Origin of the sequence: Nitrosomonas supralitoralis (genome assembly GCF_003011925.2) — a bacterium.
Classification (GTDB): domain Bacteria; phylum Pseudomonadota; class Gammaproteobacteria; order Burkholderiales; family Nitrosomonadaceae; genus Nitrosomonas; species Nitrosomonas supralitoralis.
Window position 1 is genome coordinate 87969 of record NZ_PXXU01000004.1, and the last position, 24469, is coordinate 112437.

A 24469-nucleotide genomic window follows, 5' to 3' on the forward strand; every position below is an offset into this window, starting at 1 on the left:
ATTAAAACAGAAACATCCATGCGATATGACTAAATACGATAAGCCGGCCAAATCCAGAGTGACGGTACGACCGGTGATAACGTATCGTGATATGGGCAAGTTTATCGATGTACCTTGGTACATATACGCTAATGACCCGATGTGGGTGCCGCCATTACGTCTGGAACGGCGCTTTCACTTTTCCCGCTACAATCCTTTTTTTAAACATGGAGAATGGCAAGCCTGGGTTGCATTTCAAGACGACCAACCTGTTGGACGCATCAGTGCACAAATCGATTCATTGCATCAGCAGCGCTACGGTGAGGGCAGTGGCCACTTCGGCTTAATGGAATGTATTGACAATTCGGAAGTGTTCGCAGCGCTGATACTTCACGCGGAAGCATGGCTAGCTTCCCGGCAAATTCGCCGCATCAGCGGTCCGTTTAATCTTTCGATAAATCAGGAATGCGGCATACTGGTGGATGGATTTGATACTCCGCCTGTCATCATGATGCCACACTCTGCTCGCTGGTATGGTCGTTTACTGGCAGAGCAGGAATATCATCCAGCAAAAGATTTATTGGCCTACCGAGTCAAGGTTGATTTTGAAATACCACGCGTCATGCAGATGCTGATCAACCGATTTTCCTCGCAAATTACAATACGTACAATACAACGTAATAAATTTGATGAAGAAATGGAAGTGCTGCGTGATATCTTTAATGATGCTTGGTCTGAAAACTGGGGATTTATTCCATTTACACAAGAAGAATTTGCCGAGTTGGGTAGTAGTTTGCGACTGCTACTGCCGGACGAATTTATCCAAATTGCGGAGTTCGATGGCAGACCTGCAGCATTTATGGTGGGGTTGCCCAATCTTAACGAAATTTTAGTGAGATTAAACGGAAGCCTGTTTCCATTCGGATGGTTCAAGCTCATCAAAAGCATTAGAAACCATGAAATACGCACAGGTCGTATACCGTTGATGGGTGTACGCAAACAGTTTCACAATACACCCATTGGGTTGGCTTTAGCCTGCCTGGTCATCGATGCACCTCGGCAAGCTGGACTCGCTCGCGGCATTCAGGAAGTGGAGATGTCATGGATACTCGAAGATAACATAGCAATGCGCAGCATTCTCGACCATATTGGCAGTGAACAATATAAGCGCTATCGTATCTATCAAAAAATACTATGAGTAATGGACTGAATCCGGCATCACAACAATTTGTCGCACTGGTTCTCGCCGCTGACCGCACGAACAAAGACCCTATCACGCAAAATACCGGCGCAGCTTGCAAAGCTTTTGCACCTGTCGCCGGCATTCCAATGATTATCCGTGTTCTGGACACGTTGATGGCCTGCGATCAAATCTCCACCATCATTTTATGCGGTCCTCCAGAATCTCTACACGTTCATTGCCCGGAATTAAGACAGCGTATCGCTTCGGGACAAGTAAGCTGGATACCCAACCTAGATTCTCCCAGCCGCAGTGCTGAGAACGGCCTCAGTCACATACCAAGTAATACACCGGTATTATTAACTACTGCCGATCATGCTTTACTCACACCCAGCATTGTGCAGAACTTTTTGCAACGATCACTAGCAACTGAGAGCAATGCCACAGCCGGCGCAATCAATCAAAGCATTATTGCAGCTGAATTCCCAAACTCCAAGCGCACCATCATTCGCTTACGAGACGGTGGATTTTGTGGCTGCAACCTTTTTTGTTTTAAACCGCAGGGACGTTCAGTGGTTGAATTCTGGAGAAAAGCTGAAGATTTGCGTAAACGCCCATGGCGTTTAATTGCGCAAGTGTTAGGCTTCAGAACGGTATTATCTTATTTGCTGGGATCTTTAACTATGCACCAAGCTTTAGCAGCTCTATCGGATAAATCAGGGGTAACCATACAAGCGATTATGCTGGATGATCCTCGCGCAGGGATCGACGTGGATAAAATCGAAGATTTGGTACTGGCTGAATCGATACTTAAAGCGGATACATGAAATTAATCGACCGCTATATTGCACGGGAAATAATGCTGCCTTTCACGGTAGTCATTCTCATTCTGATCGGATTATTCGCCAGTTTTAGCAGCGCAAGACTTTTAGCTGGAGCAGTCACAGAAACACTGGGAATCTCAGGCCTGCTTCAACTGGTTTTGTTAAGAACTCTGATCGCATTGGAAGTGTTGATTCCTATTGCTCTCTATATTTCGGTCATCATTGGCTTAGGCAGACTCAATAAAGATCAAGAACTGAATGTTATCCGTTCCATGGGTATCAGCGGCAGCCGCATCGTACTCATGGTGCTGACAGTCGCAATACCGGTCGGTATCGTCAGTGGCATGTTGTCATCGTATGTTCGTCCTTGGGCTTATGGAGTAAGCTATATTCTTGACGCGCAGGCGGAGGCAGAGCTCAATACTAATCGGTTCCAGGCCGGACGTTTTTATGGTAGCGAAAAAAGTGGCCGAGTGATTTATATGGGTAATAAAGATGAAACCGACAAACAAATGCAAAATATTTTTCACTATATCCAGAAACCTGACAGTAGTGAAATCCTCATTGCCAAACAAGCTCGACAGGTTCAACCAACAGCAAAAGATGATCGACCGCATATTCAACTATCAGAGGGCATCATTTATCGATTGACTAGCTCAGCCAGCATTGATGATATGGTTCAATTCAAAAACATGATTTATTTTATCGATAATGATTTTGTTATGAATTACCGGCGCAAAGCAGCTACGACCAGAACACTGTGGGAGTCCGATCTGCCGCGGGATATAGCCGAGTTACAATGGCGTATCTCACGTCCGCTAGCTACCATACTTCTGGCCTTGGTTGCTTTAACCTTTACCCAGACCGCTCCACGGCAAGATAAAACTGAAAGAACCTATCTCATCGCCGCCTTGATTTTCGCCGCCTACTATAATCTGAGCGGATTAGCAAGAACCTGGGTGGAACAAGAGATTATTGGTAGCATACCTGGCGTTTGGTGGCTGGAGCTACTCATGCTACTTGGGCTCGTCATTTATGCACTCATTGCCAGACAAAAACAATTCTCGCGCCAGAAAAGATGATTTATCGCTATATCTCTCGTCAAGTATTTATCGGCTTCTTGATTGCAATCGCTGTATTGTTGCCGCTTTTCAGTTTCTTTGACTTGCTGGATCAATTAGAGGATGTTGGAAGAGGCACTTATCGTGTTTCCGATGCATTTCTATATACCACCATGCTGTTGCCACGCAGATTTATCCAAATTGCCCCTTTCGTAGCTTTGATAGGTACTGTCACGGCACTTGGAAAATTGGCGATACATTCAGAATTGATTGCCATGCGTGTTGCCGGACTTTCTCCCTGGCGCATCAGCATTGCACCTTTAAGTGTCGGGATTTTACTCTTACTGGGCGTTGCTATCTTAGAGCAATTTGTTGCGCCGCAATTGCAACAAAAAGCAATTACCTATCGAGCTATTGCTCTGGAACAAAGCGCTGAACTCGGCGGGAATCTTGGTATCTGGACGCGCAATGAAAACAATATTCTACGCATCGGTCGAATCATTCACAATACAAAAGCGGCCGATATTGAAATCTTGCAACTGGATCAAGAAGACTTTTTAGCCGCACATGTTCTGGCTCAATTCGCGGAAATTGTTGATGGTGAAACCTGGGAACTCAGCAATGTTATTGTCCGAACTTTTAAAGATAACCAAATCCTGGCGGTTCGACATAACACTTTAAGCTGGTCTTCTTTTGTCAGCCCCGATGACATCGCCACACTGACTAAACCGCCAGAAAGTCTGTCGCCACTTGAATTGTTCCGACATGTTGAATTTCTGCGCAGTACCGGCCAGGATGCAGATTCTTTCGCACTGGCGTTATGGCGAAAAATCGGCAGTGCACTGATGACCATCGCAATGCTGCTATTATCAATTCCTTTTGTTTTTGGATCGATTCGCAGTGGTTTAAGCAACAAACTTGTTTTGGCTTCGCTGATCGGTATTGCGGTTTATTTACTCGATCAAATTATTGCAAATACTGGTTTGATTTTGCAATTAAATCCTGCATTGGTCGCATTGGTACCCGGTTTTACTATGATCATTCTGGCTCATGTATGGTTAAACCGAACTCAATAGGTGCTCACAAAAAAGCCGTAAAAAGAAAAAACACAAGCTACCCGGAGTAAATAAAACTTATATAGCTCTCAAACACGCTTTCACACAATAACTTACTCATGTGTACCCTTTTTCAGGATTTCATTGGTGATTCTCAGTATGCAACAGTCTATGATTGTTGTCATAAAACATCTAAAATCGTATAGCCTTGCTTTATCCAGTTTAAGCTCTGCTAAGATCGGGCAATCATTTATATAAAAAGACCAAACGCTTATCACATATGTCCACTTCAACCTATATTCATATTTTCGGTGACAGCAAAATAACCATTTGGGGATTAACCGGGCAAGAACGTTTGCAACGCATGCTGAAAACACACGAACATATTACCCTTGTCGATGATGTCGAGAAAATACCCGCGAGTGCTAATGCATTATTCCTGAATGCCAATTTTTTATTTGATGCACGCGTGCTAGCAGCTTTGCTCCGATTGGATCAGAGAATTGCTTTATACAATGAAGAGGGCTGTCCTGCTGCGATACGTGCTGATGGTAATTATGCACCGCGGTTACTTCGAAATCTTAACAATAACAAAAGCCAGAATTATAAATTCGCTTTATTGACCCTTCCGCGAATCAGCTTAAAAGATTTGAAAATAGATTTTCAACAAAATCTGAAAAAGAAAGACCCACCATACATTCTGCCCGTCAGCGAGGAAAATCGTTCACTACTGGAAAAGGAACTATTTTCCGGATCATATAAAGGTGTTACCGATCTTGTTACTAAATGGGTCTGGCCATTACCGGCATACTGGGCTACGCATTATTGCGTGCACCAAGGCTGGCAACCCAATCATGTTACGTATCTCAGCATCGTGCTTGCCATTCTGACTGGATTGGCATTCTGGTCCGGATTCTTCGGCATTGGATTGCTGATGGGATGGTTTATGACTTTCCTTGATACGGTGGATGGAAAACTGGCACGTGTCACAGTCACTTCAAGTCGTATCGGAGACGTCATGGATCATGGTTTGGATATTGTCCACCCACCGTTATGGTATCTGGCATGGGGAATGGGGTTAGCCGAGACGCAAACGGCAATTCCTGGACTGGAGATTCTCATGGGATTGATGTTTCTAGGTTACGTCGGCGGACGATTGTGCGAAGGCACATTTCAGCTATGGTTAGCGCCATTTGATATGTTTATCTGGCAAAAATTGGATTCATTTAACCGATTGATTACAGCCCGGCGCAACCCCAATTTACTATTCCTTAGCTATGGTTGGTTGGTTGATCGTCCGGATATCGGATTGTATTTGGTTGTGTTCTGGCATTTGGTTTCGACTTCATTTCTCGCATGGCGAGTGTTAGTGGCCTGGCGCACCAAGCATGCACAAGGAGCACTGAAATCCTGGTTGCAGGATATCGACCCAGCACGTGACCGAGAAATACTAGCTGTCAGAGTTTTTACGCGGCCTCCGATTGATCTCAGGAAACCGTTTCCATTATCTTAAAATTTAATCGCTCACAACAGCAACTAATGACTTTACAATCGCGGATTGATCGCATAACAGCCGGAACTGCCAAGGTCGGTTGCCTGCTTAACCCAATGGGTGGTCAAGTGCGTAAACACAAATCGGTCATTCGGCAGGCATTACAGGAAATCCCAGGCATTTTCATACGCGAGGCGAGTGATGCCCATAGTTTTAGAACCGCGATTGATCAGCTCATCCAGGCAAATATCGACTTGCTGGTCATCGTTGCAGGAGACGGCACCACCCATGCAATTCTCGGACATTTATTCACATCACTGAAAACCGAGCAATGGCCACTCATCCTGATTGTCCCTGGCGGAACCACCAACATGACGGTGCTGGATCTAGGCATGCGCGGTCAACCGATTAGAATCATTCGACAATTGCATGCCTATCTGTTCAAGCCAACCGCACCCAAGCTAGCACAACGTTCAGTGCTATGTATCGAACAGACGGGAACAAAACCGATTTATGGCATGTTCTTTGCCGTTGGACTCGTCGCACGCGGCGTCAAATTTTCGCGCAGTCGGGTAAAGCAAATCGGAATCACCGGTGGCATTTTTACCTCCCTGATTATGCTGCGGTCCCTTGTCAGCATAATTACCGGTATGATACTTGGCCGTCATCAAAAGGAGTGGATGCCGGTCAAAATGTCAATAACAGAAGCTAACGGTCGAGTTCATCAAGGCACCTATTTATTTGCGCTCGTCAGCACACTGGATTGCATGTTACTCAACATCCGCCCATATTGGGGCAAGGAGCCAGAACCCCTCCACGTAACATGGGTTGATCAACAGTGCAAGCACTTGTGGCGTTCACTGTGGCCGCTTCTTTCTGGCAAGGGTGAGGTGCTACAGGAAAAAGACGGCTACTATAGCCATAACGCTCCTGCTTTGACACTGCACATAAATGATGAATACATTGTGGACGGTGAATTGTATCAATCTGCCAATATACAACACCCCCTACAAATTACCGCAACCAACCCCGTAACGTTTTTAGTACTCAAGGACACTGCCATTACCATGAATTCTTCCATACCACTATCCACCCAACAACTACCCATTCGCTTGCTTAGCGAAGTTGCTTGGGAAAGCAATAAGGAAACATCCCCCGATCTCGTACCTTTGGTAGATTCTCTCAGAATGCGCTTCGGTGAATCACTGGATGCCGTGATGCTTTATGGATCCTGCCTGCATTCCGCTGTCAGCCTGGACGAAGGAATTGTCGATCTGTATGTCATCGTTAATAGCTACCACAAAGCTTATCCCGAACGATATTTAGCCAATTTAAATGCCTGGCTGACACCCAATGTTTTTTATCTCGAAGTACCGTATCAAGAACGCACGTTACGCGCAAAATATGCAGTCATTTCAACCAAAGATTTTGAACGGGGTGCACAATTCTGGTTTCACTCATATATCTGGGCACGCTTCGCACAGCCGTCGAGAATGCTGTATTTTCGTGATGATGCCGTACGGGAACACCTCTATGTAGCACAAGCCCACTCTGTGATTAATTTCCTGAAATCAGGTGTCGTAACGATCGATGCTGGCATCATTAATGTTGAAGAAATATGGACTCGCTGCCTGATGCTCACCTATGCTGCTGAATTACGTGCTGAACGGGAGACACGCGCACGCCATCTGGCCAGAACCAATCTGGATGCATTTACCCGTCTGACCGATGTAGCGAATCCTATGCTGGAAGAAATATTGGAAAAACAAGAGAATGGGAAATATCTCTGCCTGACTACGCCAGAAATGCAACGACGGGCGTTATGGCGTTGGCGTTTACGTCGCTGGCAGGGAAGAATCCTGTCTGTCCTACGCTTATCCAAAGCCACACTAACATTCAGCAATAGCGTAGATTACGCCGCATGGAAAATCGAACGGCATACCGGCGTGCGAGTGGAAGTCACGCCAAAATTACGCCGTTATCCTATTCTGTGGGGCTTAAAGGTAGCATGGCAGTTATTAAGACGCGGCGTGGTACGCTAGAAAGATTAATCACCCGCTGCGCTGTATATACTCACAAACTGGACTTTCTTAGGGAGATATTTATGAATCATTTAAGTCGCTTATTCTTACTTCCGGTTCTCTTGCTGCTGGCTGCTTGCACCACGATGTATCTCGAAGGCTTGGAAAAAGTCGGCATTCCCAAACGGGACGTCATGGTCTATCGGGTTGAGAAAGCGCGCGACACGCAAGAAGAAACCAAAGAGCAATTCAAATCCGCCTTAGAACAATTCACCGCCGCCACCAACTTTCAAGGTGGCGATCTCGAAGCCACTTATAACAAGCTGAATGATGCCTATGAAGACAGCGTGAGCAAAGCCGAGGAAGTGAACAGTCGCATTGCCGATATTGAAAGCGTTTCTGAAGCATTATTTACCGAATGGAAACAAGAAATCACTCAATACAGCAATATATCAATGAAACAAAGCAGCCAGAAGAAACTCGACACCACACAAGCACACTATCACCAATTGATTGCCTCAATGAAACAAGCCGAAGCCAAGATTGAGCCAATCCTGCGCGTTTTCCAGGATCAAGTCATGTTCCTCAAGCACAACCTGAATGCGCGCGCAATTGCTTCTCTCAAGAATGAACTGGGTACAATCAAATCCGATGTATCCGCACTCATTGTTTCGATGGAACAATCAATCAATGAGGCCAATGCGTTTATCAACACAATGGAAAAATAAATCATCTCAAGAAACCTCAGGATAGCTCATCAAATGCTAGTCCGAGGTTTCTAAAAATCAGGAAACACCAGTGGCTTTAAAACCAACCATCTATAAATTCAAAATTGCACTAACCGATCTTAATCGCAATCACTACGACACACTCAACCTGACCATTGCACAGCATCCGTCAGAAACGCTTGAACGAATGATGGTGCGCATGCTCGCATTTTGCATTAATGCCCAGGAATCGCTGTCACTCACCAAAGGACTAAGTACCGCAGAAGAACCTGACTTATGGGCACACACCCCGGATGGTCGGATTGCATTATGGATCGATGTCGGTGAACCTGCTCCAGATCGAATCAAGAAAGCAACGCGGCTCGCCCAGACTGTCAAAGTGTATAGTTTCAACTCCAAATCGAACGTCTGGTGGATACAAGAACAAGCAAAATTTAATTCACTAACTGCAGCCATTTTCCAGTTTCAATGGGACAACATCCAAGCTCTGGCAAAACTGACACAACGAACGATGGACATCTCTGTCACAATTTCCGAGGAATCTGCATATGTGGCGACGAAATCGGGGGAGTGTGAGATAGATTGGGTGTTATTGAGTATTAACTGATGCACATAAGGCAGAAATATTGACACTTTATTAGCGACTCAGGCTTTGAAAACAAATATTCTATAACCTCCGGCATCTGAACTAAGCTGGCTGCAGTGATACAACCTGAAAATTTTATTTTATTTTCTCAAGATGCTCTTTGATTACCACAGCATTATTATGATCTTCATCCTTCGCGCCATAAACCAGCGTAACGGTGCCATGGCGCACGTGCTCAGCGAGTCGGTCAACAACCTCCGGGTTATGATAAAGTTCCAGGAAGTAGCGATCCTTAAATTCGATCCATTTTAATGGGTCATGACCGAACCACTTGCGAAGCGGTGTGCTTGGCGCAATATCCTTGAGCCATAAATCAATATGTGCCAGGTGCTTGGATACTCCTCTCGGCCAAAGCCGATCCACAAGGACTCGAAATCCGTCACTTGACGCGGGCGGCTCGTACGCTCGTTTAAGTAAGATAGTCATCAACGTTTGCTAAGCTAATTAATTGATAACAGAAAAATAATTGATTTGGGTGGACTAGCATTTGTTTTGACTAGAACATAAAAAACATGTAAAAAAAAATTGTTACTTCTTTTTGTATCGAACATACACAGAAGACTCTTGCTTTACAACCTCATCAGCTAAACATAAGCTGACTCAATCGATACAAACCGTTTCCGTAATATGCCGAAACATCGAATTAGCTGAAAAACTAAACCAATCCCGGGATTCTTCATGGTGCGCGCCAATCACCATACCTTTGGCTTCTTTATCTGGATACAACAGCATTGTGATAGAGCGAGCTTTGTGATGGGTGCAATCAAACTCATACAATGTTTTAACCGCATGATGCTCCCCTTTTTGCTTTTCATTGTAGCTGGATAATATCCAGATTTTTCTGAATTGACCGTTTTTTTGCATCGTTTCAGGATCAAAATGATGGATCTCACCTTGCCTAGTATTTATATCCAGTTTAATCCACTTGGCTTGCGCAGGTATGACAACAAGCATCAGGAATAGTATCGATAAGTATTTTTTCATCATTGTTTTCATTCTACAGAATGTCTGGCTATTAGGTAATTCGGACAGGATTAGCCTTTCTGCAACAAAACTACAAATGTAAGTCATTTTGCCATTAAATAGTTCCAACTACAGATGTTTTCAACTATTCTTAGCATCCATACGCCCTGTGCTACCGGGCATTTTATCCGCAGATTTTTGAGAAATCATACGATAATACGTCGGTTGCAGATTTACTGAGCATTGAGATGAGTCTGTATTTTGTCATGACATTTTGCATCGTGTAAACGCTGCAGTAATTTCTTGCGCTAAAACAATCATCCAATGAATACAAGCAGCGATAGTTTTATGAATAGCCTTATCTGGAGTTAAATATAATGGAAGAATTGAATCAAGCCTGGATCATGTTAAAGCTTGGCGGCATTATAATCATACCGCTGGTTTTACTGGGTGTCATTGCGATGGCAATTATGCTTGAAAAGGCGTTTATCTATTGGCGTTATGCTCGCCTTTCCAGTGATTTGCTCAATCTGGTGGAAACCTATGGCTTCAAATGGAATGATCTGGAAAAAATACTTTCTGGACTGGACAGCCGGCATTACTACAAGCGTTTCTTTGAAGTGGTAATTTCCAATCGACACCAACCAGCCTGGTGGACAGAATCTCGTGCTGCCGATGAAGCACAAATCATTGAGGAATCGCTGGCACGTCGATTATGGGCATTGGAAACCATTGTTACAGCCGCACCGCTGCTTGGGCTAGTGGGAACCGTGATCGGTATGATGCGTGCTTTCCAGGTGATCGGCAGCGAAGGGTTGGTTAATCCAGCAGCGGTCACCGGCGGGGTTGCTGAAGCGCTGATTGCTACCGTAGTGGGGCTGGCAATTGCACTGATAGCATTATTTGGGTTCAATTATTTTTCCCGCTTGCAATCACTAACGATGGATGAAATGGAACGTTTGGGTACGCGATTGATCGACAATATCCGTCGGGATCAACAGGTTAATTCCAATGAAACTGCGTAAATCCCGCATCATTAAGAAAGGTAAAATAGAGATCATTCCGATGATCGATGTGATGTTCTTCTTGCTGGCAACATTCATGCTGGCTTCTTTATCGATGCAAAATTTGGATTCACTGCAGGTCGATTTACCCGAAGGACAGACAGAAAAACTCAGCGCCGAAAAACCGGTCACCTTGACGTTAACCAAAGACAGCAAAATCTATATCAATCAAACCGCAGTCACGCTTGACACATTGGCAAATACGCTCAAGCCGCTACTCGCGGACTCAAAGCAAAAATTGATCGTATCTGCTGATAACGAAGCACCGCAAGGTGTCGTCGTACAGGCCATGCTGCGCGCTCGGTCCGCCGGAGCCCAGCATTTTTTGATTGCGGTCAAACATAAATAGCACGTTAAGAATGGCAAGTTCCCGATCTAGAGAAATTCGCCTCTGGTGGCCGATGCCATTGGCTACACTCGTATGGGTGCTGATCATCTGGGGACTGGGATTTTTTCTGTCGCTACCAGAAGTGGAAATTGAAACGCCCCCCCCCATCGCCGCCAGCTTTATCGACTTAAATGAATCCGAGGATGCTGATAATTCGCTACCCGCCTCCCAACCCAGTGCACCTGCTCCACAACCCGAAAAGCCTAAAGTAGCTGAAGCACAAACTGCGCCTAAATTACCACCGGCACCTGCCCAGCCACCACCATCAAGACCGCCAGCCAAGCCTAAAGCAGCTGAGAAACCGAGCACACCCAAAGCGCCAATCCCGGCGCAGGAAGTCGCAAAAATCAAAGCACCGCCAGAACCTCCTGCGGATGCCCCCACGGATCTGTCTGAGTATATTAACCAGGCAAAAGCGCGCCGCCGCGCGGAAGGACTCTTTGATTCCCAGGAAAGCTCTGCATCCAGCAGCACCTCAGCACAACCTTCAGCGGAGGAAATACGCATGGCCAATGTCCGGCGCAATCTGCAAAATCCTGGTACCAGCGGTATATTTCAGATTCTTCGCATTGGTCCACGTACAGCGGAATTTACATTCCGCGCCTGGACTACTGGGCAAATCAATCCACGGTTACAGCGGATTCAAGTCGAAGCCGGAACCGATGGCGATATTGAGCGTGCCATTATTCGCCGCATGATCCAATTGATTCGGGAATACTACAAAGAAGATTTTAACTGGGAATCACATCGTTTACATCGTGTGGTCGTGCTATCTGCACGCGAGAAAGATACTGCAGGATTGGAAGATTTCTTAATGCGCGAATTTTTTATCAATCCCGCCCGTTAAATCTTGCTCAATTTTTTCAAAAATACCTCAAGAAACAATTTAAAAAAGTCGTAACTATTAAACACAGAGAATAGTTTCTTTTCTCTGCATTTTGATTACGAATATCGACTAACTTATTGTATTATTTTGACCAATTTTTCTGTGAAGATAAACGATAGCACTATTGAGGTTTCTGTCAATGACTTGCAGCCCGGCATGTTCGTCAGTGACCTCGATCGTCCTTGGCTTGAAACACCTTATCTAATTCAAGGCATCCTGATCCAATCAAAGGATGATATCAACGAGCTTCAGCGCTATTGCAAGCACGTTTACGTGGATGTCGACAGAAGCGAGCCAATCGTTGTGCAACGATACTTATCAAGCGCATCTTCACATGCCTCTCTGGCTGTTTCAAATCCGCGCAAGTCACCTGCATCCTATGAACCAAAGATCTCTTGCCATGCCTCCTCCACAATTTCAAATCGGTGTAAATCGCCAGCATTGCAAGAAACTCAATCGCTAGACAAGCGGCTACAACGCGTCAAAACCTACGCTGACATCTGCACGGCGGAACAAGAAATCCCGGCAGCCACCAAAGCGTATAACATCGCTGCCACGCTATTTAGAGATATCAATTTCAATCTCGAAAACGATATCCGGATTGATATGCAGGTGGCACACGAAGTGGTCGATTCGTTACGTGAAAGCGTTATCCGTAATCCCGATGCGGCATTACTGCTGGCGCAGCTTAAAACTACGGGGAAAGAGCTCTACGACAATGCCATTAAAACTTCAGTCCATTTGCTTGCCTTCGGTCGACATCTCGGCTTGCCCCAAAAGGAACTGACAATTTTGGGTCTGGGGGGATTGCTGATGGATATCGGCAAACAACGCCTGCCCAAAGAAATCCAGAACAAAAGAAATATGTCGCTCACTTCAAATGAACGTAAATTGATGAAACAACACATCACGTATGGAGAAGAAATTGTCACTCAGCTAAATGAAGCGCCGGAAGGAGTCATCAAGATTGTTATCCAGCATCATGAGCGTGAAAATGGTAACGGCTATCCTGTTGGATTGTACGCCAACCAATTGCATCCCTATGCACGCATGGCCGCCATTGTAGACTGCTATGAAGAACTTATCTGGGGAGAATCACGCATACCAGGCATGAAACCTTTCCACGCGCTTAAAGAGCTCAAGGATAATGCGCAAAACGGCCTGAATTATATTCTGGTGGAACAATTCTCACAGTGCATCGGTATGTTTCCGGTAGGTAGCTTGGTTGAACTAAATACTGGCGAAATTGCTATTGTTCTCACCCATAATCGCACGCAACGATCTCTTCCTCAGATCATGATCATCTGCGACGCCCATAAGAGACCCTATGAGCATCCTGTAACCTTAGATCTAAGAACCGCTGGCAAGAATCCAGGGGGGGTTGAATACGCCATTGCCAATGATCTCCCCCAAGGTGCTTACGCAATTGATCCAAAAAAATATTATTTATAAATACTCAAACTCTATTATTACCATAAAGCTATGAACCCCTTCGCATATCAACACTTTCTACAACAAGCTGCGCAGACGTTGCATGATGAGAACCAGTTGGGCCGTCGAAACGCCGTACTGATCATCAACTTTGAACGTCTGACAGAATTGGATGGCGTCCTTGGATTTACCGTTGTGGATAATATTTTGCAGCAAATAGCCCAACAGTTGGGAGATGCTCTGAATCCAGGTGATCTGGTCGGCATCACCGGACGTTATCAAATAGCCTGCTTACTGGTCGATTTGCTTACCGATGCGCATGCCATGCTGGCCGCACATAAAATCCTGCGAATCATGGCGCCTCCATTTGTACTTGACAGGAAAAATATCATACTGGCTCCGCGGCTAGGTGTGGCACTAAACAGTGAAAGCGATCATACGTTGGATCAATTGATGTGTAACGCAAGTACGGCTGTACGACAAGCAAAACTGGAACAAAATCCGATCAAGCTCTTTTACGCCGAAATGCAAGACCCTCTGCTGTTCCAAATCGATCTCTGGTCAGATTTAGACAACGCCATCGAAAATGGCGGACTATACTTAGGTTATCAACCCCAGATCGATATTGCCAGTGGTAGGATTAAATCCACGGAAGCTTTGCTACGTTGGCACCATCCACTTCATGGGATGATCCCAACCGATAAATTAATCCGGGTTGCTGAAGGTACCGCGCTCATGCCCAAACTCACGCTATGGGTTTTTCATACCGCATTAAGGGAATGTTCCGAATACCGCAGAGCAGGATTAAATGCTGGAGTTTCGATCAATTTTTCTGCTGATGATCTGCGCGACCCTGAACTTACTGAGATCGTGTCTCAAGGACTAGCTCTATGGAACGTGCCGCCGGGAGATATTACCATTGAGTTGACCGAAACAGCTGTGATGGACAATCATGCAGGGACGCTGAATACCTTATGCCAGCTCAAGGATATGGGATTGAAACTGGCCATGGATGACTTTGGAACCGGTTATTCATCAATGGCACGCATGCTGGACTTACCTCTTGACGAAGTTAAGATCGACATGATATTTGTCAAACATATGACAAAACATCATAAACATGAGCGGATCGTGGACTCCATGATCAGTCTGGCTCATCGACTGAATCTATCCGTAGTTGCCGAAGGAGTGGAAGATGTTGCAACTTATGAACGCCTGCGCGTCTTGGGATGTGACATTATTCAAGGTTATCTTATTGGCAAGGCCATGCCGTTGCCGGAACTCATCAATACTGTCAGTGATCAATTCCCTACTCACCGCTTGCAGACAACATCGCAACTAACTGCATGAGCAAGATCTCTGGTTGCGCTTGGATTACCAGGTTTTCAGAAGGATTAGGAATTAAAATGGGAGCCCAAGCTCCCGTTACAGACTCAATCTCTATTTAAATCACTCAACTGTATCTTTTCTGCGTCGCGCCATGAATCCGATTAAACCTAAGTCAACTAACAACATTGTATAGATACCAGGTTCTGCAACGAGTGAAATATTATTCACAATTTCTATTAAATCAGTAAAAGCATCTCCACCACCCGCGAACGGATTAAAAAAGAATCGGTTAAGAGAAGATCGCGGAATCAAAAGAAACGCCATTGAAAACTTGTAGCAATGCTAAATCTTCGGGGTTCGTATAACCCCGGACACCATTTCCAGAGTCCGTGCCAATGAAATTGGTTGGAACAAAGGACATTTTTAATGCATTATCATTGTCATCTCTAAATTATTTGATTAAAGCCTCAAAAATAACACTCTTACAAAATATGCAACTCAATCGCCTGTTCAGTTGCTTACCAACCATAACTATCCTAAAGCCATATCGCCTTTTGTGGCCTGATTCTCCAGCCGCACATTAAACTCTGCTCATTCATGCGCATATTATGCGAGAAAGTGCGCCACGCGTAAGAGCATATTGATACATAATTTTTATGCACAATCAGGAGTGTGATTATGCACGGCATCCGCAACATGGATATTTAATCGATCTATCGATAACATCATCCCCTCCCAAATTTTATGCAGTTAATGGCTCTGCCAAAGTACAATGAATGTATTTAGTTACGCAACATAATCACAATTTTCAAAACACCCGCTGAATATGACAACGATTAAACTGCTTCCAGAATTGTTAATCAATCAGATCGCTGCTGGCGAAGTGGTTGAACGCCCAGCTTCAGCGCTGAAGGAAATTCTGGAAAACAGCATCGATGCTGGCGCCAGGAAAATCAACGTACAGCTTCAACAAGGCGGCGTAAAACAAATTCGTGTTGCAGATGACGGCATTGGCATCGCCAAAGACGAATTGCAATTAGCCTTGACACGCCACAGTACCAGCAAAATCAGCACGTTGGAAGATTTGTATCAAATCACTAGCTTGGGCTTTCGCGGGGAAGCGTTAGCCAGTATTGCAGCAGTTTCTCGGCTGACCTTAACCAGTCGTCAAGCGGAACAAGGTCATGCCTGGCAAATTCTGGTAGAAGGTAAATCAATCTCGCAGCCCACGCCTTCGTCATTGACACAAGGCACTACGCTGGATATCAATGATTTGTACTTCAACATCCCCGCCAGACGCAAATTTCTGAAGTCGGAAGCCACTGAATTTGCACACTGCGACGAGGCCTTTAAGCGCATTGCCTTATCGCAATCCGGCATTGAATTCGTTCTGCAGCATAATGGCAAAGTACGGCGGCACTTACGCGCAGCCAATTCAGCACAAAGAATTGCATCGGTGTTAGGAGAAGAGTTCCAGCAAGCCGCCACTTGGACTGACGAACAATCAGCCGAGATGCGTTTGCACGGCATGGTTGCATTGCCGGCTTATGCACGCTCATCGCGCGACAGGCAATATTTCTTTGTCAATAATCGTTTCGTCAACGACAAACTGATTTCCCATGCGCTGCGCGAAGCCTACCGGGATATTCTGCATCTGGACCGGCATCCGGCTTTCGTTTTGTTCCTTGACATCAATCCTGAAAGCGTTGATGTCAATGTACATCCGACCAAAACAGAAGTTCGTTTCCGTGAACCGCGCGCACTGCACCAGTTTATTTTTCATGCGATCAACAAAGCCCTGGCTTCACCGCATAGAACAACACAGTCCGAACAATCGGATTCAGTCATGCGATCTTATCCGAAAATTGGCCAAACTCAGGCTGGCAAGGTATCGCAACCTTCCAGTTTTTACGGCACCTTGTTTGGCACGGAAGCACGTTCAACCACAACGACTCCGGCCAGCATAAACCCTGTCGCGCCCGCAGCAAGACCCCATCAACTCAGCACGGTGAATGATAGTCAGGATAATCATCCGCTCGGTTTTGCGTTGGGACAACTGCACGGCATCTATATTCTGGCGCAAAACGCCAGAGGATTAGTAGTCATAGATATGCATGCCGCTCATGAACGGATTATGTACGAAAAACTCAAGCAAACACTTGATCAACATGAAATGCCTATGCAACCGTTGTTAATCCCGGTCACTTTTTATGCGGATCATCTGGAAGTCGCTATGGTCGAAGAAAACCAGACGATCCTGGATCAATTGGGATTTGAGATTGCAGTGCTTTCACCTACTACAATCGCAGTGCGCGCAGTCCCTACTGCTCTGCAGCATGCCGATATTGCACAGCTTGCTCGCAATATCCTGCGTGAAATCCGTGAGTATGGCGCAAGTCAGATTCTAACCGCCAAACGTAATGAAATACTGGCAACTATGGCTTGCCACGGAGCAATACGTGCCAACCGCAAGCTGACACTTGAGGAAATGAACGCTTTGCTACGCGAAATGGAAATGACCGAACGTGCCGATCAATGCAATCATGGCAGACCCACCTGGTTTGAAACCAGTTTGGCTGATTTGGACAAGTTATTCATGCGCGGGAAGTAAATAAACAGCTAACGATCCGAGAGTGTTTTGGTAAACCCTGCTTGCTGGAAGCATGAGAATCCTTGATCGATCTAACCGCAAAATCAATTGCGGATTTTTCCACGGGTCACCCGGTTCAATTTGATAATGTTTAATCAAGCTTTCAAGTTGTTCCTTGCACACGTCAATGTTCAAACAAAATGCGTGGTGCGCAGCTTCACAATAGTAGCCTGTTTTTAAAGACTAGATTGCCACAAAAATCATTTCCTTGAGCTTTCGTCCAACCTGACCGCTGGCCAATATATGACTCATCACTGTCCAAATGCCTTGAGTGAATCGAGAGAAACCGTTTATACCCTGAAGAAATTGGGCGCAAAAGATACTTCCAACGCATTTTTTATTTTGCCAAAAGCTCCCTCTATCTACAAATTTACAACACCACCATCAACGATTTGATTGATTGTCCGCATTATTTTTATGGATGAATTAAAAAGAAAATTAGAGTACGCCATCCAAGAGCAGAATGACAATCTCCAATTTCTCGCACTCGCCTCAGACTGTATGACTCATATTCCTACAACAGGAAATGATGCAACCAAGGTTTGTGATGCAGCTTAATTAACGTTAAGCTATAACCAACTGAACAACTATCAAGTTCTCAATACTCGGGGTGAATACAATGAATACGGATAAAACGCCTGATTACACTCAGAATACAATCCTTCAACCTGAACAACCCGGTAACGTACACACTGGAGAACAAAAAAAATCCCAATCTGCTGCATCCACTTCTCTTGATCGCTTGATAGCCTGCATTCCAGCGCAGATTAAAAACAACTGGTTTTGGATTCTTGCTTATAGTTTCAATCTGATCTATTTCGTCGCAGCAATGATACGCGACAGTCTCGGCAATTCTTCATTGACGATTCCGATATTACCGGGAGTTATTTTTACATGCATTATTTTCGTACAGATTTTTTCTCACCGAATCGAATCACCCATAATGGAAGGACTCAATCAGGAGCAGAAACGGGAATTAGAAAAAAGAAGATCCCAGCAACGAGATAAATGGATGATCTTCGCTTACAGTTTTATGTTGCTGTCACTGTTGATAACATTTTATCCCTTCATCACATCGTTTGATAAGCCCAATATTCACCGGCCGATTTCAGTTTTTGTGGGTTGCTCTCTGGATAATAGATTAAGCAACTTGAGTTGTTTCAAATCGGCATCGGAGTCTGCTGATGTTCAAGAATCTACCAGCCATTTAGCATCTTCGGATTCTAGTGAATCATTAGAAAATAAGCAAAACAATGACACAATCGCCAATCATCAATCACCGGTAGGCGCATGGGTTATCAACATCGGCGGTTACGTCCAAAAGTGCTCGAGCAATAATATTGATAACTATGGAATGACTTGTGAGGTCAGTGGAGGTCTGCTGGTTCCTCTCTATTTCGTTATTCTTGCGTTAATGGGAGGCAGTATCAGCCTTACCAGACGACTGCCAGAACTGCAAAAACAGGCGGGGGCGGAATATAGCGCAACCGCAAGACAATCCAAACTCACACAATACGAATTCCGCGAGCACTTGATCTTTCAGATTGTGCAATTCATCTCGGCACCATTTCTGGCAATTCTTGCGTATTACCTGATCGAACCTAGCAATACCACCAATGCGGTCGCTTTAGCATTCACCGCCGGATTCGCATCAGAAACGATCCTGCTGATGGTGCGCTCAATTACCAACAAAATCACCCCGGTTCCAGACCGGAATATGGCGCCATTGCCGGAGTCATTACATTGAGTGATAAAAATGAAAGCTTCGAGCGGCCGGCGCAGAAAGTTGAAGTATTGTTATCCGAATCACCGCAAATTCGTTCGATTACCGATGAAAAGGGATTCTATCTCCTTGGAAACGTTCCTGTCGGGAAGCACAGTATCAGTATCAAGTATACAGTTCAAGTCAATGAGAAAGTGGAAGAAAGATTGAAAAAAGACACAGTAAAGATTGAACGCGCACAGGCGATTGTTAATAAAAATGTCACTCTCACGGCAGAAGATTAAGCTTACAATTAATACTGAAGCATCGCTATGATTGTTATTAAATAAGCGGTATTATTAAGCCTACTGCGCTTTATACAATCATCTTGATAACAAACAAAATTAAATAGCACATGATAAAACTAATAGCATTAGCAATGACCCTCCTCAGTACCAGCGCGATGGCGGAATGGACCAAAGTAGGCGAAAGCGATCTAAAAGGTGGCTTTACGGCCTACGCTGATCTGGCTTCAATCAGCAAGTTCGGCGACCGGGCTAAGATGTTGGCTTTGTTTGATTACCAGACCAAACAAAAAACCTCCGGCGTTGAATATCTGTCGGCACAAATCCGGCGCGAATATGACTGCAAACAAAAGCAAATGCGCAAACTGTCTTATAAGTTTTTCAGCTGGAACATGGAAGGTGGCGAACTGATTCGTTCTTACACCCAACCGCAACAATGGGTGCCAATAAAGCCAGACAGCATTGATGAAGCGGAATTTAAGGTGGCTTGTAAGGACTGACTGCAGTGCGGCAGGTTGTCAAATGGAATCCATGCAATTTATGCTGCGAGTGGATTGCTGACAGCAATTTTTTCATATTCCGGAACAGATAACTGGCAAGTTTGAATTCTTTTTTATGGGCCGAACTTCACACCCTACACTGTGTTATCCAGTACGGAATTTCCAATGCGTCAGCAACACCACTCTCACCTCAGCAATCGCGGTAAAGCACAAAAAAGATAAGTCTTTTCACCTGCATGCGCGGTTTCGAGATCACATTGCGTTCGAAATGCGCCAATCTGTCGAGATATCGCATATATTCTGCAATAAACAAAGTCATATGATCCGACTGTTATCGGCAATTTTGAGTGTATTAAAAATTAAATAGACAACGAATCCAAGCAAATATTTCCCCAATTGTTGTTGCCCCGCAACGATATTTTTCCATCCAAATCAAAGCCGCAAACCACTTTAATTAAAAATAATCAAGGTATTATGAATTTACGTGGTAAAGGTTGCATGTTCCCAATGGGAATCAAAATAATAAAGGCTTGAACTTTACCAGCAACCGTGTATCTTATACGGGTCTTTTGGATTCAAGTTGTGAAATGTGATGCTATTGCTTGAGCTTTTTTCCTTGATATTCGATGACTACTATGAGTTCTCATAGTTGTAACATAAATTACTAATTATTAAGGAAATAGATATGGCAACAGGTACAGTGAAATGGTTTAATGATTCTAAAGGTTTTGGTTTTATCACCCCAGATGACGGTGGCGAAGATATATTTGCTCATTTCTCTGCAATCACCAGCGGTGGTTATAAATCACTACGAGAAGCTCAGCGTGTTACCTTCGACATCACAACTGGCCCTAAAGGTAAGCAGGCATCCAATATCGTACCGCAGTAAATGTAGATTAAAGCATTAACAAAAAAACCCGGACTACCGGGTTTTTTTGTTAATAAATTGACTGCTTGAGGTGATAATAAACTTTAAACAGTGTTTTGCTTTGCAGAATTTTCAGATTTTCTGATCAATAAGCTCAACAGTTTTTCTCTAAGTCTAAGTCGCACTTTTAAAAAGTGCAGTATCGTAAGAATCATCAAGACCGGTTTCAGAATTTCCGGGAAATCCAGTTGAAGATACGGTAGCATAGCGTCATTTGCTAAATGAATCGAGTATCTATCATGCCCGTCAATATTCCACAACTAACTCCTGAACAACTTTTGCCCGTTGCGGGCGTAACGCTTGGTGTTGCCCAAGCCGGCATCAAAAAAGCTAACCGCAAGGATTTGCTGGTGATAATACTGGATGCAGGCACGAAAGTCGCGGGGATTTTTACCCAGAACCGATTTTGTGCTGCACCGGTGTTTGTGGCGAAACAGCATTTGGCGCAAGCGGTTCGCGCGTTGGTGATCAACACCGGAAATGCCAATGCTGGAACGGGTGATACGGGGATTTTTCATGCTCAGAAGACGTGCACGGAATTAGCCAGGTTATTGGACTTTGCACCGCAACAGGTGTTGCCGTTTTCAACCGGGGTAATTATGGAGCCGCTGCCGGTGGATCGGATTGTGCAAGGATTGCCTGCTGCAGTGGCCAACTGCAAGTCGGATAATTGGTTCGATGCGGCACACGCGATCATGACGACAGATATCGTGCCAAAGGCGATATCAAAGCAGGTGCAAATCGGAGGAAAAACCGTGACGGTGACCGGTATTGCCAAAGGCTCTGGCATGATCCGTCCGAATATGGCGACGATGCTCGGATATATCGCAACCGATGCGGCAATCAGCCAGACAATGCTGCAAAAACTGGTGCAGCATGCGGCGGATCATTCGTTTAATCGCATTACAGTGGATGGCGATACCTCGACCAACGATGCATTCATCGTCATAGCGACCGCAAAAGCGGGGCACAAGGAAATTGTTAATCCAGACACCGAGGAATTCTGTCAATTACAAGACGCAATCACTGCCGTTGCTGTGAAATTGGCGAAAATGATCGTGCGTGACGGCGAAGGCGCAACCAAATTCATTACCGTTAAAGTTGAAGATGGCAAGAACCTCGATGAGTGCACCAAAGTAGCTTACGCGATTGCGCATTCGCCACTGGTTAAAACCGCATTTTTCGCGTCTGATCCGAATTTAGGGCGTATTTTAGCGGCAATTGGTTATGCCGGAATCGATGATTTGGAGGTCGCTGGCATTCAGCTCTATCTGGATGATGTGATGGTGGCGGATAAAGGCGGCCGGGCATCAAATTATCACGAAGAAGATGGTCAACGCGTGATGAACCAATCTGAGATCACCATCCGCGTCATACTAAATCGCGGTTCGGTTTCCACGACGGTATGGACCTGTGATTTTTCATACGACTATGTCAAGATTAATGCGAGTTATCGTAGTTGATAGTGTGTTGAAACGATCATGAGTAATCTGAACAAGCTATATAAACGAACGAACAAGCTGCTGGATCGATTGGAGCAACTATTGCCTGTGATCCAACCAGAGCCGGATTGGCAGGCAGCGGTGGCTTTCCGCTGGCGCAAGCAGGGGAATGGCGGATTTATTCAGCCGGTGATTCATCCGCATCGGATTACACTTGATGCATTATGCGGGATTAACGACCAGAAACAGCGTCTTGAAAAGAATACGCGACAGTTTGTACAAGGATTCTCAGCAAATAATGTATTACTCACAGGTGCGCGGGGTACGGGAAAATCGTCGCTGATTAAGGCATTGTTAACTAAGTACGCACAGGATGGGTTGCGTTTGATTGAGGTGGAAAAACATCATCTGATTGATTTGCATGATATCGTGGAAAAGATTTATCAGCGTCCGGAACGTTTTATTTTGTTTTGCGATGATTTATCGTTTGAAACCGACGAACCGGGTTATAAAGCACTTAAAGTGGTGCTGGATGGTTCGATTGCCACAGTTTCCGATAATGTGCTGATCTATGCGACATCGAATCGGCGCCATATGGTACCGGAGTTTATGCGTGACAATCTTGATACGCGGCATATCGGCGAAGAAGTACATCCGAGTGAAGCAATCGAAGAGAAAATCTCATTGTCGGAGCGCTTTGGCTTATGGGTGTCTTTTTATCCGTTCGATCAAGAACAGTATCTGGAAATTGTACGTTATTGGTTGATTTATTTTGGTATCGATAATATGACCACACTGATACGTACCGAGGCTTTGCAATGGGCACTGGAGCGCGGTTCGCGGAGTGGGCGTGTGGCCTGGCAGTTTGCAAGGGATTTGGCCGGCAGAAGAAAATTGGTTGGCGGCAATCAGAGTCTATGAGTCACGAAGTAGTTCCCAATATTGAATTAACACCCATCGTTGAAGTCGTCGCTGCGGTCATTCTACAGCCGGACGGTCAGTTTTTACTGACGCAGAGACCCAAGGGTAAGCTTTATTCGGGCTATTGGGAATTTCCCGGCGGTAAAGTTGAGACTGGCGAATCATTATTGTACGCGCTGGAACGTGAGCTATGGGAGGAATTAGGCATTCATATTCGCTATGCTCATCCTTGGATATCTCGAGTTTTCACGTATGCTCATGCCACTGTGCGACTGCATTTTTTCCGCGTGGTGGATTGGGAAGGTAATTTAACGCCAAGGGAAATGCAAGCTGTGTGCTGGCAGATACCGAACCAGATTGAAGTTTCTCCAATTTTGCCAGCGAATGGACCGATTCTGCAGGCACTGTTGCTACCACCGCTTTATGCCATCACTCATGCAAGCGAAATAGGGATCGAATTGGCATTACAGCAAATTGAACACGCTTTGCAAAATGGTTTGCGTTTACTGCAAATACGCGAGAAGCAGATGGAGAGAGATAAGCTGCGTGAGTTTGTGGAAAGGGTACTTGCGTTTGCGCGACCCTATCAAGCAAAAGTCCTGATAAATAGTGACATAGAACTGGCACGCGAGACACGCGCTGATGGTGTACATTTCACTTCATCGCAACTGATGTCGATATCACGCCAAACTGATCTGGGGTATGGTTTAGGTAGCGCATCCTGTCATAATGCCGAAGAGCTCTATACAGCCGAACAATTGGGACTTGATTTTGTTGTATTGGGGCCGGTTCAATCTACATTAAGTCATCCGGGATTACCGCCATTGGGTTGGCGAAAGTTTGCTTCGTTGATTCGCGGCTATTCATTGCCGGTTTATGCTTTGGGCGGGATGAGCTCGAGAGATCTGGTCATCGCGCAGGAAATGGGTGCACAGGGTATTGCCACGATGCGCGGCATCGCATAATCAAATTTT

General features: G+C 45.1%; 25 protein-coding genes. 22 read left to right on the forward strand and 3 right to left on the reverse strand.

Features of this window, described 5'->3' with window-relative positions:
* Nucleotides 1-25: 25 nt before the first annotated feature.
* The 8 genes from C7H79_RS02130 to C7H79_RS02165 all read left to right on the forward strand — a co-directional run bounded on the left by C7H79_RS02130 (nt 26) and on the right by C7H79_RS02165 (nt 8947).
* Complete coding sequence (locus C7H79_RS02130) at nt 26-1177, forward strand: N-acetyltransferase (RefSeq protein WP_106705643.1); 1152 nt, start codon at nt 26-28, stop codon at nt 1175-1177.
* On the forward strand, nt 1174-1986 hold the full coding sequence (locus C7H79_RS02135; protein WP_106705644.1) for a nucleotidyltransferase family protein: 813 nt from the start codon (nt 1174-1176) through the stop codon (nt 1984-1986). Before C7H79_RS02130 ends, C7H79_RS02135 begins: the two co-directional genes overlap by 4 nt.
* Complete coding sequence (gene lptF, locus C7H79_RS02140) at nt 1983-3065, forward strand: LPS export ABC transporter permease LptF (RefSeq protein WP_106705645.1); 1083 nt, start codon at nt 1983-1985, stop codon at nt 3063-3065. Before C7H79_RS02135 ends, lptF begins: the two co-directional genes overlap by 4 nt.
* Nucleotides 3062-4120 (forward strand): LPS export ABC transporter permease LptG, encoded by a 1059-nt coding sequence (gene lptG, locus C7H79_RS02145; RefSeq protein ID WP_106705646.1) that lies wholly within the window; start codon nt 3062-3064, stop codon nt 4118-4120. The genes lptF and lptG overlap by 4 nt, the downstream gene beginning before the upstream one ends.
* Nucleotides 4121-4379: 259 nt before the next feature.
* Complete coding sequence (locus C7H79_RS02150) at nt 4380-5612, forward strand: CDP-alcohol phosphatidyltransferase family protein (protein ID WP_106705647.1); 1233 nt, start codon at nt 4380-4382, stop codon at nt 5610-5612.
* Nucleotides 5613-5638: 26 nt separating this feature from the next.
* Entirely contained in the window at nt 5639-7633 is a 1995-nt protein-coding gene (locus C7H79_RS02155; protein ID WP_106705648.1) for a diacylglycerol kinase family protein, read from the forward strand.
* 62 nt (nt 7634-7695) lie between these two features.
* On the forward strand, nt 7696-8340 hold the full coding sequence (locus C7H79_RS02160) for a DUF2959 domain-containing protein (RefSeq protein ID WP_106705649.1): 645 nt from the start codon (nt 7696-7698) through the stop codon (nt 8338-8340).
* 70 nt (nt 8341-8410) lie between these two features.
* A complete protein-coding gene (locus C7H79_RS02165; RefSeq protein ID WP_106705650.1) occupies nt 8411-8947 on the forward strand; it encodes a YaeQ family protein in 537 nt (178 codons plus the stop codon).
* Between the two features lie 114 nt (nt 8948-9061).
* Here the strand turns inward: C7H79_RS02165 and C7H79_RS02170 are convergent, their stop codons facing one another.
* Together C7H79_RS02170 and C7H79_RS02175 are read right to left on the reverse strand one after the other, a co-directional pair.
* The gene (locus C7H79_RS02170) at nt 9062-9412 is read right to left on the reverse strand and encodes a DUF488 domain-containing protein (protein ID WP_106705651.1); all 351 of its coding nucleotides are present in this window, start codon (nt 9410-9412) and stop codon (nt 9062-9064) included.
* A 174-nt stretch (nt 9413-9586) separates the two neighbouring features.
* Nucleotides 9587-9973: a surface-adhesin E family protein gene (locus tag C7H79_RS02175; RefSeq protein ID WP_242447099.1), complete on the reverse strand. Its 387-nt coding sequence runs from the start codon at nt 9971-9973 to the stop codon at nt 9587-9589.
* A 353-nt stretch (nt 9974-10326) separates the two neighbouring features.
* On the opposite strand from C7H79_RS02175, the gene C7H79_RS02180 reads away from it, so the two are divergent.
* The 5 genes from C7H79_RS02180 to C7H79_RS02200 all read left to right on the forward strand — a co-directional run bounded on the left by C7H79_RS02180 (nt 10327) and on the right by C7H79_RS02200 (nt 15068).
* The gene (locus C7H79_RS02180; RefSeq protein ID WP_106705653.1) at nt 10327-10974 is read left to right on the forward strand and encodes a MotA/TolQ/ExbB proton channel family protein; all 648 of its coding nucleotides are present in this window, start codon (nt 10327-10329) and stop codon (nt 10972-10974) included.
* The gene (locus C7H79_RS02185; RefSeq protein ID WP_106705654.1) at nt 10961-11362 is read left to right on the forward strand and encodes an ExbD/TolR family protein; all 402 of its coding nucleotides are present in this window, start codon (nt 10961-10963) and stop codon (nt 11360-11362) included. Before C7H79_RS02180 ends, C7H79_RS02185 begins: the two co-directional genes overlap by 14 nt.
* 10 nt (nt 11363-11372) lie before the next feature.
* On the forward strand, nt 11373-12248 hold the full coding sequence (locus C7H79_RS02190) for a hypothetical protein (protein ID WP_106705655.1): 876 nt from the start codon (nt 11373-11375) through the stop codon (nt 12246-12248).
* 141 nt (nt 12249-12389) lie between these two features.
* Nucleotides 12390-13739: a cyclic di-GMP phosphodiesterase gene (locus tag C7H79_RS02195; protein WP_197714575.1), complete on the forward strand. Its 1350-nt coding sequence runs from the start codon at nt 12390-12392 to the stop codon at nt 13737-13739.
* Between the two features lie 30 nt (nt 13740-13769).
* Nucleotides 13770-15068 (forward strand): putative bifunctional diguanylate cyclase/phosphodiesterase, encoded by a 1299-nt coding sequence (locus tag C7H79_RS02200; RefSeq protein ID WP_106705657.1) that lies wholly within the window; start codon nt 13770-13772, stop codon nt 15066-15068.
* 99 nt (nt 15069-15167) lie between these two features.
* On the opposite strand, the gene C7H79_RS02205 is transcribed toward C7H79_RS02200, so the two are convergent.
* Nucleotides 15168-15359: a PEP-CTERM sorting domain-containing protein gene (locus C7H79_RS02205; protein ID WP_147383553.1), complete on the reverse strand. Its 192-nt coding sequence runs from the start codon at nt 15357-15359 to the stop codon at nt 15168-15170.
* Between the two features lie 514 nt (nt 15360-15873).
* On the opposite strand from C7H79_RS02205, the gene mutL reads away from it, so the two are divergent.
* From mutL to C7H79_RS02250, 9 genes are all read left to right on the forward strand, one after another.
* Nucleotides 15874-17658: a DNA mismatch repair endonuclease MutL gene (gene mutL, locus C7H79_RS02210; RefSeq protein WP_106705659.1), complete on the forward strand. Its 1785-nt coding sequence runs from the start codon at nt 15874-15876 to the stop codon at nt 17656-17658.
* 456 nt (nt 17659-18114) lie between these two features.
* Nucleotides 18115-18255, forward strand: a complete 141-nt coding sequence (locus tag C7H79_RS17810; protein ID WP_172592323.1) for a hypothetical protein — start codon at nt 18115-18117, stop codon at nt 18253-18255.
* Nucleotides 18256-18316: 61 nt separating this feature from the next.
* On the forward strand, nt 18317-19444 hold the full coding sequence (locus C7H79_RS02215) for a hypothetical protein (RefSeq protein ID WP_106705660.1): 1128 nt from the start codon (nt 18317-18319) through the stop codon (nt 19442-19444).
* Entirely contained in the window at nt 19441-19704 is a 264-nt protein-coding gene (locus tag C7H79_RS02220) for a hypothetical protein (RefSeq protein WP_106705661.1), read from the forward strand. The genes C7H79_RS02215 and C7H79_RS02220 overlap by 4 nt, the downstream gene beginning before the upstream one ends.
* 134 nt (nt 19705-19838) lie before the next feature.
* Nucleotides 19839-20204, forward strand: coding sequence for a surface-adhesin E family protein (locus tag C7H79_RS02225; RefSeq protein ID WP_242447100.1), 366 nt, complete (start codon nt 19839-19841; stop codon nt 20202-20204).
* 685 nt (nt 20205-20889) lie between these two features.
* Nucleotides 20890-21093, forward strand: coding sequence for a cold-shock protein (locus C7H79_RS02230; protein WP_106705663.1), 204 nt, complete (start codon nt 20890-20892; stop codon nt 21091-21093).
* Nucleotides 21094-21371: 278 nt separating this feature from the next.
* A complete protein-coding gene (gene argJ, locus C7H79_RS02240; RefSeq protein ID WP_106705665.1) occupies nt 21372-22595 on the forward strand; it encodes a bifunctional glutamate N-acetyltransferase/amino-acid acetyltransferase ArgJ in 1224 nt (407 codons plus the stop codon).
* An 18-nt stretch (nt 22596-22613) separates the two neighbouring features.
* Nucleotides 22614-23495 carry an ATP-binding protein gene (locus tag C7H79_RS02245; RefSeq protein ID WP_106705666.1) on the forward strand — a complete coding sequence of 294 codons (882 nt, stop codon included), beginning with the start codon at nt 22614-22616 and terminating at the stop codon, nt 23493-23495.
* On the forward strand, nt 23492-24460 hold the full coding sequence (locus tag C7H79_RS02250; RefSeq protein WP_106705667.1) for a Nudix family hydrolase: 969 nt from the start codon (nt 23492-23494) through the stop codon (nt 24458-24460). Before C7H79_RS02245 ends, C7H79_RS02250 begins: the two co-directional genes overlap by 4 nt.
* The last annotated feature ends 9 nt before the right edge of the window (nt 24461-24469 follow it).